General features: G+C 42.1%; 7 protein-coding genes. 3 read left to right on the forward strand and 4 right to left on the reverse strand.

The window, feature by feature from the left end; all coding sequences use genetic code 11:
• Window position 1: 1 nt before the first annotated feature.
• The 4 genes from OFY17_RS14815 to xseA form a co-directional block, all read right to left on the reverse strand.
• A complete protein-coding gene (locus OFY17_RS14815; protein ID WP_263531513.1) occupies window positions 2-1576 on the reverse strand; it encodes a KAP family P-loop NTPase fold protein in 1575 nt (524 codons plus the stop codon).
• A gap of 117 nt (window positions 1577-1693) precedes the next feature.
• Window positions 1694-3022 (reverse strand): ABC transporter substrate-binding protein, encoded by a 1329-nt coding sequence (locus OFY17_RS14820; RefSeq protein ID WP_263531514.1) that lies wholly within the window; start codon window positions 3020-3022, stop codon window positions 1694-1696.
• 3 nt (window positions 3023-3025) lie between these two features.
• A complete protein-coding gene (locus tag OFY17_RS14825) occupies window positions 3026-5056 on the reverse strand; it encodes a HAMP domain-containing methyl-accepting chemotaxis protein (protein ID WP_263531515.1) in 2031 nt (676 codons plus the stop codon).
• A gap of 200 nt (window positions 5057-5256) precedes the next feature.
• Window positions 5257-6594, reverse strand: coding sequence for an exodeoxyribonuclease VII large subunit (gene xseA, locus OFY17_RS14830; RefSeq protein ID WP_263531516.1), 1338 nt, complete (start codon window positions 6592-6594; stop codon window positions 5257-5259).
• Window positions 6595-6686: 92 nt separating this feature from the next.
• On the opposite strand from xseA, the gene guaB reads away from it, so the two are divergent.
• From guaB to sfsA, 3 genes are all read left to right on the forward strand, one after another.
• Window positions 6687-8153, forward strand: a complete 1467-nt coding sequence (gene guaB / locus OFY17_RS14835; protein ID WP_318013701.1) for an IMP dehydrogenase — start codon at window positions 6687-6689, stop codon at window positions 8151-8153.
• A 132-nt stretch (window positions 8154-8285) separates the two neighbouring features.
• Complete coding sequence (guaA, locus tag OFY17_RS14840; protein ID WP_263531517.1) at window positions 8286-9863, forward strand: glutamine-hydrolyzing GMP synthase; 1578 nt, start codon at window positions 8286-8288, stop codon at window positions 9861-9863.
• A gap of 103 nt (window positions 9864-9966) precedes the next feature.
• Window positions 9967-10686: a DNA/RNA nuclease SfsA gene (gene sfsA / locus OFY17_RS14845; RefSeq protein ID WP_263531518.1), complete on the forward strand. Its 720-nt coding sequence runs from the start codon at window positions 9967-9969 to the stop codon at window positions 10684-10686.
• The last annotated feature ends 333 nt before the right edge of the window (window positions 10687-11019 follow it).

Here is an 11019-nt window from a genome sequence, read left to right on the forward strand (position 1 = left end):
TTTAAGCGTCACCGGAACTGGAATCACCATCAATCCAATCTAAAGCTGAAGCGAGTTCGACGTAGTCTTGGTATTGAGCAGGTATGACACCAGAATATTTCTCAACATTATATAAGTCTTTGAGGTAGCTAATGGCTACACTTTCCTCTGAATTACAACTTTGTAGAGCCTCTTTAAAACCATAGAAAGGTTTCTTTTTTGGAGGGTTATCATTGTGTTCTTGATCGAAAAAGCCAATAGTTTCATTTGTATCGAAGTGTGATGAGAAAATCTCGATTAAGTATGTAAAAAATGATGCCTCATAAACTTTATTATCATTATAGTAAAGTGTTCCGCCATATCGCTTGAAATCTACTTCTACTAGGATGTTGGATTTATACTTATGAAATCGATTTTGGATGTACGTTACTAACTTTTCTTCATTTTTTGATTCAAATAACTCGGAAACAATTCTCAAAAACTGTTCGCTATCTTCTTCGTAAAAACATAATAAGGTCGTTAGCATTAACAGATCAATGTTAGAGCCTGAAGGCATATTTGATAATATAGCTATGGCTCGATCCGCAATTTGGATGGCTGTTCTTGGCTGCATTTTAAAAGCATCTAAAACCACGGAAATATTTCGTAAAGTCGCCTTGCCATCTGGGTTGGGCGGCAGAATTTTTACACCTCTTTCGTCTAAAAAAGCACCTGATAATTTCGTGTGATCAACGTGTGCTTCCAAAAAGCCTTTTAAGTCTGGCGCTTTTAAACTGAAACGACTGTCAAAGAAACGGCCAAGATAAAGTTGAGCATTGAAACCTTCGCCATAAATGGCTTTGACCGCGTGTTGAAGTTGCTCCGTGTCGGTGGCGACAACAAAGACAATGCCTTCAATATCGAAAATATGTTTGATGGTTTCCAGCATTTCTACCGCATAGCTTGGACGACAGCGGTCGAGTTCATCGATGAAAATGAAAGCTGGGTATTGCTTGTTGCCTTGTGGGTTATCTGTAATGAAAGAAACCCATTCGGCAACACTAATTTTTAAATCATCAATTGCTTTCGATTTCTCCTCATGTTCATCGAGCAAGTGTGTGACCGCATCTGCCGCCACGTCACTTAAATCAATGAAGTCTTCGTCCCCAAAGTACTTTTTAGAAAATGTTTTTATTAGAGCAGGCGTGGCTGCTTTTAATAAGCCAATGACTCTTTTAGGAACGGTGAAATCAGATTTGGCTTCATCTATGTCTGCTTGCTCTTTAAGCTGACTTATCACAGAAGAAATTACGGTCATTAATGGATCGTCGGAGTAGTCTTGTTTCCATGCATCAATGTACACAGTGGGGAAATGCTCTTTTAAATCTTCTGACCAGCGCTTTAGAAAATAGGTTTTACCTGAACCCCATTCGGAATTGAGATTCAGTACATAATTACGTTTTACTTCCTTAGAAGTGCTAGGTGGTGTATAGCCCTCATTGGCTAAGAAGTTCGTTAAAAATAGTGCGTACTGCGCGCGACCAAGCGTATCTTTCGGAAACCCTTCGCCTTCTATAAATGTTTCTTGAGACCAGTCTATATCTGCTTTGGTCAACATTTTCTTACTTCCCTGCTACTTAATTGGTGTGAGGTACTTTATATCTAAACTCATCAAAAACACAAAAAAAAGGTGGGCTTGTTTAGGGCCCACCTTTTTTATTTCGATATTTAGAGGCTAATAATTTGTGCCTTTCATTTCTCTAATCGCTGTTTTTTGTGAGCTAAATAAAGCGTCTTTGACAGAAATATTACCTTCAAGTGCTTCTGATATTTTCTGTCCAGTGTTACCTGCAATAGGAACAAATTCAGGGATAGGAACAAACTGAATTCCTGAGTAAGGGGAAGGCGGTAATGTACTCTTATCTGGATTTGCTGTACGCAATGCTTCTAATTCCGCTTGAGCAAAAGAGCCTGCCACAGATAGGAAGTTTTGCTCCTGATAGGTTGAAGTACGTGTACCCGTAGGAATGTTCTTCCAGCCATTTTTACTAGCAACCAAAGCGATATATTCTTTGGATGTCGCCCAGCTAATAAAGGCTTTTGCTGCGTCTGGCTTTTTGGTGTTTTTCGGGATGGCTAGAGACCAAGCCCACAACCAGTTAGCACCAGCGCTGGTTTTTGCTTGTGGTGATTGAACAAACTCCCAGTTTTTCGCGTAGGTGCTTTTCTCTTCGTTAGTGATAAAGGAAGCGGCTACAGAAGCGTCTATCCACATTGCACATTTCCCTTCTCGAGAAAGGCTTAATATTTCGTTGAAGCTATTTTTATGCGAATCCGGTGGTCCGTAATTCGAAAGTAGGTCCACGTAGAAACTAACTGCTTCTTGCCAAGGTTGGCTGTCGATTTGAGGTGCCCAATCCATATCGAACCATTGGCCGCCAAAACTATTTACCATAGTTGAGACGAGTGCCATGTTATCTCCCCAGCCGGGCTTACCTCTTAAGCAAATACCGTAGACTTGGTTCTCTGGGTCATGCATTTTTTTCGCAGCGTCATAGACTTGCTGCCAGCTAGGTCGTTGATCAAAGCTAAGGTTAGCCTTAGCCAGCAAGTCTGCTCGATACATCAACATGGAGCTTTCGCCGTAGAAAGGCGCAGCGTATAAATCACCCTCATAAGAAAGGCCTTCTCTCACTGATGGAAGAAGGTCATCGACATTATAAGATGAACTAAAATTTAGGGACTGAAGCCAGCCTCGTTTTGCCCAGATAGGAGCTTCGTACATACCAATGGTGAGGACGTCATATCGGCCTCCACCAGAAGTGGTGTCGGCGATGGCTCTCATACGCAGGCTGCCTTCATTATAAACATGCCATTTCAACTGGATGTCTGGATGTGAAGCTTCGAATTCCTTGCTTAATTTTTGCATTTCAATCATGTGGCCATTGTTAACCGTTGCTATGTTGAGTTCGACGGCTTGGCTATTGGTTGCCACAACTGAAGTGAGTGTTATCAGTGATGTATTTAAGAGCCCTGAGTATTTTTTAAAGAAAGAAGTTCGCATGGGTTAGGCCTCATTGATGACAAATTTAGAAACGTTCTGTTTTAAAGATTCGGCTACTTCAATTTGGGAAACAGCGGCTTCTTTAGCGGATTCGGCTTTATTGTTTGTCTCATCGACAAGGCTGGAAATGCGCAATAGGTTATTTTCTAATTCGGAAGTGGTTTGGGCTTGTTGCTCTGCTGCCGTTGCGATTAAGTAGCTGAGCTCTCGTACGCCGTCCATTTTTTCGGCAAATTTGAGAATAGTCTCATCAGAAATACGTGCTTGTTCGAGACTGAATTTCACTTTATCACCGCTGTTGCTCATAACCTCAACAGCACGTTTGGAATCAACCACCATAGTCGAAATCTTCTCTTGGATTTCCTGTGTGGCTTCTTGAGTTTTCGTTGCTAACATTCTGACTTCATCGGCAACTACCGCAAAGCCTCGCCCTTGTTCACCAGCTCGGGCTGCTTCAATGGCCGCGTTTAGCGCGAGTAAGTTGGTTTGGTCTGCAATCCCTGTGATTGCATCAATAATACTTTCAATGCTGGCCACAGAGTTATCTAGATTATGGATAACTTCAATCGCTTCGCCTGTTTGGTCTGATATTGTTTCGATGCTTTGGTAGCTAGTTTGTACGCACTGTCTACCTTCTTTAGATAACTCAGATGCTGCTAGGATTTGACTGTGAGTTTGCTCGGTATGTTTCGCTACTTCATTGGCTGTTGCCGACATTTCAACTAGGGCTGCTGAAACAACATCAATTTCAGATTGCTGTTGTTTAACAATATTAAGGGTACTTTGGGCACTATCGACCGAGGAGGCTACTGAGCTTTCAACAAAGTGCGATGAGCTATCAATACTTTGGACGGTTTGTCTTAAATTGTTGACCACCTTAGCCATGTATTCATTAAGTTCACCAAACTCATCTTTGCGTTTAGTTTCTTTGATTTTGTTTAAATAGCCTTTGGATAGATCGTTTAGCTCTTGCATCAACTTCTTAATAGATTTTTTGATGAAGGTGCTAATCCAAATAGAGATTAAGACAATGAGCCCAAGGATGACCACGCCAATAATGAGGTTGCTTCTGTTTTGGCTTGTTGCATCTTTTATTAGGCCTTCAGATAAATCATTGTTAATAAGAAATGCTGTACTTAATAGCCCGTTTGTCGCTGTTTCTGCATTTGCTATTCTTTCCTCTAAGGTAGCCACCGCCGCGATAGATTGGGCTTCTAGAGAGAGTTTTTTAGTTTGAATGCTTAATAAGCCGTTTTCACCTTCTACTGCGTCGAGAAGAGAAAGTGTCAGTAGTGAAAGCTCGGAAACGAATGCTTTAAAGCGGTTGTCATCCGATGAAAATATCAGTTTTGGCAATAAGTTGGAGTGCGTGTTTTGCCAGTGAGTAAAGCGCTCTTTATTTATATTGAGTTCGTCTAAGTTTTTTGTGTTTACCAATTGCTCTATTACTAAAATGCCAGAGGCAATAGAAGCGTTGGTTTCATTGATGGTGGAGATAACATTGTCATCTTCGACTTCTATAAGGATGTTGGCTAGCAAAGGCATAACTTCTTCACGTAGAACAGTTAATTCACTAGATATTTCTTGTGCTTGCTGGCTGAGATCAATGGAAGACGATTGATAATTTTCTATTTGTGCGCTCAGTTCAAACATTTGAGCAATAGAGGAATCGAGTGCGTTAATGTCTGGTTCTATTTTGCTTTTTAACTCTGCATCTACGGTGTTTGCGGCAGATTTTAGTTTATCTAAGGTAGTTAATGCAGTTTGTCTGTCGTTAGAGGTTTGGCTTTTCAGACGATTAAAATCTGTTTGATTTTCTGTGTTAAGTAGCTTTAGAAGTATTAACTCTGAATGTTTAACAGATTGGGTAATATCAGATGCTAGATTAACAATGGGTGTCGAAGACTCATTGATAATAGTGAGCCCGCTAATAACCTTTGTTCTACTTTGATAGCTAAGTAGCGAGGATCCAATAAAAAGTAACCCTATGCATGAAAAACATAGGATGATTTTGGTCGAAAGCTTTATGTCCATATCAGTTAGCCTGTCGTGAATTGTTTGTGTAGGTTGATGCTATAACAATTGATGTTGCTTTTATTGGTAAGAAAGCATCAGTAATTTTCATTAAGTTTAGTTACTAAACATAACCTTCTTTATATGAAAAAGCACAATGAAATATGAAATTCACAATAGATGGAGCGAAAAAGTATTAGTTTAGTATGCTCCAATATAGATTAAGACTTTACGCTACAGCTTATTTCTCCGTCCTGAACTCTCACTTGAATTGAGTCACCTTGTTCTACGTCATTTATAGAGCGAATAACTTGTTGGTCTTTCGATGCGATGGCATAACCACGAGATAAAGTATTGAGCGGGCTAACTAAATTTAGTTTATCAATGATACGAGCAAAGGCTGTTTGCTTGTGGTTTAAGTTTTCATTGAGTGATCGGGACAGTCTGCTGTTTATGTCTTGTAGTTTCTGGCTTTCTCTTTTCAGTCTATGAGTAGGACTGTTGCTATTTAGCCTTAAGTTAAGGTTGGAACTTTGTGTTTGTTGTTCTGCCAATTTGTGCTGCATATTTTGGCGTAGACGATGGGCTAATTGGTTAAGCTGGTTCTGTTGTTGAGCAATGCGCTCTTTAGGGTGACGAATACGTTTCGCTGTAAAGTCTAGCCGTTGTTGGCTTTGCTCTAGGATGCGTGACATGCATCGAACAAGTTGGCTTTCTTGTTGTGCTACTTGTCGGATGAGCTGGTGGCGATCGGGTGTTAGTAGCTCTGCAGCGGCCGTTGGTGTCGCGGCACGTATATCAGCGACAAAGTCTGCAATAGTGAAATCGGTCTCATGGCCTACTGCAGAAACAATTGGCGTGTTAGCGGCAAAAATAGCTCTTGCGAGTGCTTCATCGTTAAAGCTCCATAAGTCCTCTAATGAACCACCGCCACGCCCTAATATAATGGCATCGAAGTGGTTGCTTCCATCCGCACGTTGCAGTTGTTTTAATATATTCTTCGCTGCATCTTGTCCTTGTACCAGAGAAGGCAAAATAGTTAACTCTGTCATAGGGAAGCGACGACGAAAAGTAATCACCATGTCCCTTACTGCAGCACCAATGGGAGAAGTGATAATAGCGACCCGTTGAGGTTGCTGAGGTAAAGGCTTTTTATGGGATGAATCGAAGAGGCCTTCAAGCTGCAATGTAGCTTTTAATCGCTCAAAAGCTTGTTGTAATGCGCCTTCACCGGCAGATTCCATGCCTTCAACACTAAGTTGGCAATCACCTCTCGGTCCATAAAAAGTCACTCTTGCACGTAACCTTACTTTATCGCCATCTTTAGGCTGAAAACGCACGGCTCTGTTCTTGCCTTTGAACATGGCGCAGCGAATTTGTGCTTTGTCGTCTTTAAGAGAAAAGTACCAATGGCCTGAGCCCGGTTTGGCAAGATTTGATATTTCTCCTTCCACTAAAATCCAAGGCAAGCTGGCTTCCAATAGTTGCTGAATCTGCTTGTTTAGCTGCGACACGCTGAATGCAGTTTCTTGTGAAGCAGTGGTTGTAAAATTATTCATGATTCTCTCATTGTTTTGATTTACCGAGTGCTACTATTGGAGTAGAATTACTTGCCATCTTAACACCCTTGTTGGCATTGGAACCCCCCATTATGTTACGAATCGTGCAAGAAGCTCTAACGTTTGATGACGTATTGCTTATCCCCGGCTATTCCGAAGTATTACCTAAGGATGTCAGCCTCAAAACAAACATCACTAAAGACATCGAATTAAACATTCCATTAACCTCTTCGGCTATGGATACTGTTACTGAACATCGTATGGCGATTGCTTTGGCTCAAGAAGGTGGCATTGGCATTGTGCACAAAAACTTGACCATTGAAGAGCAGTCTGCAGAAGTTCGTAAAGTAAAAAAATACGAAAGCGGCATTGTTCGTGATCTAGTGACGATTAATCCTGAAGCCAGTATTCATGAGCTTATGGAACTAACGGCAGCAAATAGTATTTCTAGTGTACCTGTTGTGCAAGGTTCAGACCTTGTGGGTATCGTTACTAGCCGTGATGTTCGCTTTGTAAAAGATTTTGAACAAACAGTGTCAGACATTATGACGCCAAAAGAGCGTTTGGTAACGGCATTAGAAGGTGCTTCATCAGGTTCAATTCGTAAATTATTACACCTTAACCGCATTGAAAAAGTACTGATTGTGAATGAGCAATTTGAACTGCGCGGTATGGTAACGGTAACCGACTTCAACAAAGCAACGACATACCCGAATGCTTGTAAAGACGAAGAAGGACGTTTGCGTGTTGGTGCTGCGGTTGGTACTGGTGCTGATACTGAAGATCGTGTTCGTGCATTGTCTGATGCGGGCGTTGACGTGATCGTAGTAGATACAGCACACGGGCATTCAAAAGGTGTTATTGATCGTGTTCGTTGGGTAAAAGAAAACTTCCCTCACATTCAAGTTATTGGTGGCAACATTGCTACAGCTGAAGCGGCGATTGCGTTAGCGGATGCAGGTGCGGACGGCGTTAAAGTTGGTATCGGTCCAGGCTCTATCTGTACAACTCGTATTGTGGCGGGTGTTGGTGTTCCTCAAATCAGTGCGGTAGCTAATGTTGCTGATGCGATGAACCCTCGTGGTATTCCTGTTATTGCCGATGGCGGTGTACGTTTCTCTGGCGATATTGCGAAAGCGATTGCTGCTGGTGCAAGCGTGATCATGGTTGGTGGTTTGTTGGCAGGTACTGATGAAGCACCGGGTGAAGTGGTTCTTTATCAAGGCCGTTCATTTAAAGCTTACCGTGGTATGGGTTCTATCGGTGCCATGGCTCAAGCTCAAGGCTCTAGTGACCGTTACTTCCAAGATTCAAGCAGTGTTGAAAAGCTTGTTCCAGAAGGTATTGAAGGTCGTGTGCCATCTAAAGGCCCTATGATCTCTGTTGTTCATCAGTTGATGGGTGGTGTTCGCTCCGCTATGGGCTATACCGGCTCAGCTGATATTGAATCAATGCGTACGAAAACTCAGTTTTCACAAATTACTGGTGCGGGTATGCGTGAGAGTCATGTACATGACGTCACAATTACGAAAGAAGCGCCAAACTATCACGCTAGCTAATATCGTGATGATTTGATTTTAGATGGGGCGTATTACACGCCCCATCTTCATTTGTTGCTTTTACTCTTTTTTGATTAATTGCTTCTATTGAAGAGCTTTAGCTCCTAAATAGAGCGAAAGGAATGGCCAATAATGTCGCAAGATATCCACGCTCATAAAATTCTTATTCTTGATTTCGGTTCTCAATACACGCAACTGATTGCGCGTCGTGTTCGAGAAATCGGTGTGTACTGTGAAGTTCGTGCTTTTGATATGGAAGATCAGGAGGTTATCGACTTTGACCCTAAAGGTATCATCTTAGCTGGTGGTCCTGAATCTGTGCCAGAGCCGGGTTCTCCTCGTGCTCCAAGTGCTGTGTTTACTTTAGGTGTACCGGTTTTCGGTATTTGTTACGGCATGCAAACCATGGCAGAGCAGCTTGGCGGTAAGGTTCAAGGTTCTGAGCTTCGTGAGTTTGGTTACGCTCAAATTCGTAAACATGACGGAGCGTCATTGTTTGATGGTATTCAAGACCACGTTGCGGATAATGGTGTTGAGTCTTTAGATGTGTGGATGAGTCACGGTGATAAAGTTGCCGAAATGCCAAGTGACTTTACTTTGATGGCTTCAACAGAAAGTTGCCCAATCGCGGCGATGGCTAATGAAGCTAAGAATTTCTACGGTGTGCAATTCCACCCAGAAGTGACGCATACACTTCAAGGCGGTGCAATTTTAACTCGCTTCGTAGTGGATATCTGTGCATGTGACACATTATGGACGCCAGCTAACATCGCGGAAGACGCTATTGCAAGAATGCGCGAGCAAGTTGGTGATAAACAAGTGCTACTCGCTTTATCCGGTGGTGTAGATTCTTCTGTTGTGGCAGCTTTACTTCATAAAGCGATCGGCAATCAGTTGACCTGTGTCTTTGTCGATAATGGTTTGCTTCGTTTGCACGAAGGCGACCAAGTAATGAAGATGTTCGCTGATAACATGGGTGTAAAAGTGATCCGTGTTGACGCCGAAGATTTATTCCTTGGTAAGTTGGCTGGCGAAAGTGATCCAGAGAAAAAACGTAAAATCATCGGTAATACTTTCATTGAGATTTTCGATGACGAATCTTCTAAGTTAGACGGTATCGACTTCCTTGCACAGGGTACGATTTACCCAGATGTTATTGAGTCGGCTGCTTCTAAAACCGGCAAGGCGCACGTAATTAAGTCTCACCATAATGTTGGTGGCTTACCTGAAGATATGAAGATGGAGCTTGTTGAGCCTCTTCGTGAATTGTTTAAAGATGAAGTTCGTAAGCTAGGTGTTGCTCTTGGTCTACCCCATGATATGGTTTACCGTCATCCATTCCCAGGCCCTGGTCTAGGTGTTCGTATATTGGGTGAAGTGAAAAAAGAATACGCGGATATTCTTCGTCGTGCTGATGCTATTTTCATCGAAGAGCTTCGTCGCTCTGGTTGGTACGAGAAAACAAGCCAAGCTTTTGTTGTCTTCTTGCCTGTTAAGTCCGTTGGTGTAGTGGGCGATGGTCGTCGTTATGAGTACGTAGTATCACTTCGTGCGGTAGAAACAATCGACTTCATGACAGCGCGTTGGGCACATCTTCCGTACGAATTGTTGGAAACAGTTTCTGGTCGTATCATCAATGAGATCGAGAATATCTCTCGTGTTGCATATGATGTTTCGTCTAAACCACCTGCAACAATTGAGTGGGAATAATCCTCTTAATAGTTTTTTAAAAACGGCCTTCTTGATGCATTGAGAGGGCCGTTTTTGTTTGTGGCGACTTAATAGAAGATACATAGAGTACAGAAGAGCAAATATGAAATTTACAACACCCCTGATCGAAGGCCGTTTGATTAAACGATATAAACGTTTCTTAGCGGATATTGAGCTACCAACGGGAGAAGTAATCGTTGCCCATTGCCCGAATACAGGTTCAATGAGGCGTTGTCAGCAAGAAAATGCACGAGTCTGGGTATCGAAAAGTGATAACCCAAAGCGGAAACTGGCTTATACATGGGAGCTGGTAGAAGTGGATGAAAGTTATTTGGCTTGTATCAATACGGGTTACCCAAATAAGTTAGTTGGCGAGGCCATTCGTAATGAAGTCATTAAAGAACTGGCTGGCTATGATGACATTAAAGCGGAAGTTAAGTATGGGGAAAAGAGCCGTATTGATTGGCTGTTGTCAGATGCTGATGGAAAGCAGTGTTATGTAGAGGTGAAGAATGCCACTTTATTGGAAGAAGATGGTAGAGGGTATTTTCCTGATGCTGTGACGGATAGGGGGAGAAAACACCTTAATGAAATGGCCAAAATGGTCGAGCAAGGGCATCGTGCTGTTTTGGTTTTTTGTGTCAGCCATACGGGAATTAATGAGGTGGCTCCTGCGGGTTATATAGATAAAAAGTATGCGGAGACTTTTGAGACTGTGCTGGCTCAAGGGGTCGAGGTCTTAGCCTATAAAGTCGATATTACGACCGAGAGTATGACCTTGTCGCATCGCGTTCCTGTATTGTCGCCTAAGTATAGTGATTGAGTTGCTTTCTCCTTAATTTACAGCTTGCTAGGCTAAATGTCGTACGATTCAAAATGTTCTACAAACTAATTTCTAAAAACCTTCAATAAAGCGTTAAAAGTTCTTGCATTGTTTCTGTAGATCCTTAATATACGCCCTCGCTGACACGGGCAGTGCTTCTACTTAGTTATTTAGTAACTAGGTGATTCAAGTAGCTGCAAGTGGTATAGCAACGCTCTTTAAAATAGATAATCAGATAATTTGTGTGGGCGCTCGCTGGAGACTTTCAAAAAAATTGAAGTCTTACACGAGAGTCAAACACGTCAATTCGCTTTATTAAGTAAGTTGGTGTTT

The sequence above is a fragment of the Marinomonas sargassi genome, from assembly GCF_025716875.1.
Classification (GTDB): Bacteria; Pseudomonadota; Gammaproteobacteria; order Pseudomonadales; family Marinomonadaceae; genus Marinomonas; species Marinomonas sargassi.

Coding starts and splice junctions, on each gene's coding strand:
- guaA (WP_263531517.1), top strand. CDS start 8,286: ATGTCGCAAGATATCCACGCTCATAAAATTCTTATTCTTGATTTCGGT.
- xseA (WP_263531516.1), bottom strand. CDS start 6,594: ATGAATAATTTTACAACCACTGCTTCACAAGAAACTGCATTCAGCGTG.
- OFY17_RS14825 (WP_263531515.1), bottom strand. CDS start 5,056: ATGGACATAAAGCTTTCGACCAAAATCATCCTATGTTTTTCATGCATA.
- guaB (WP_318013701.1), top strand. CDS start 6,687: ATGTTACGAATCGTGCAAGAAGCTCTAACGTTTGATGACGTATTGCTT.
- OFY17_RS14815 (WP_263531513.1), bottom strand. CDS start 1,576: ATGTTGACCAAAGCAGATATAGACTGGTCTCAAGAAACATTTATAGAA.
- OFY17_RS14820 (WP_263531514.1), bottom strand. CDS start 3,022: ATGCGAACTTCTTTCTTTAAAAAATACTCAGGGCTCTTAAATACATCA.
- sfsA (WP_263531518.1), top strand. CDS start 9,967: ATGAAATTTACAACACCCCTGATCGAAGGCCGTTTGATTAAACGATAT.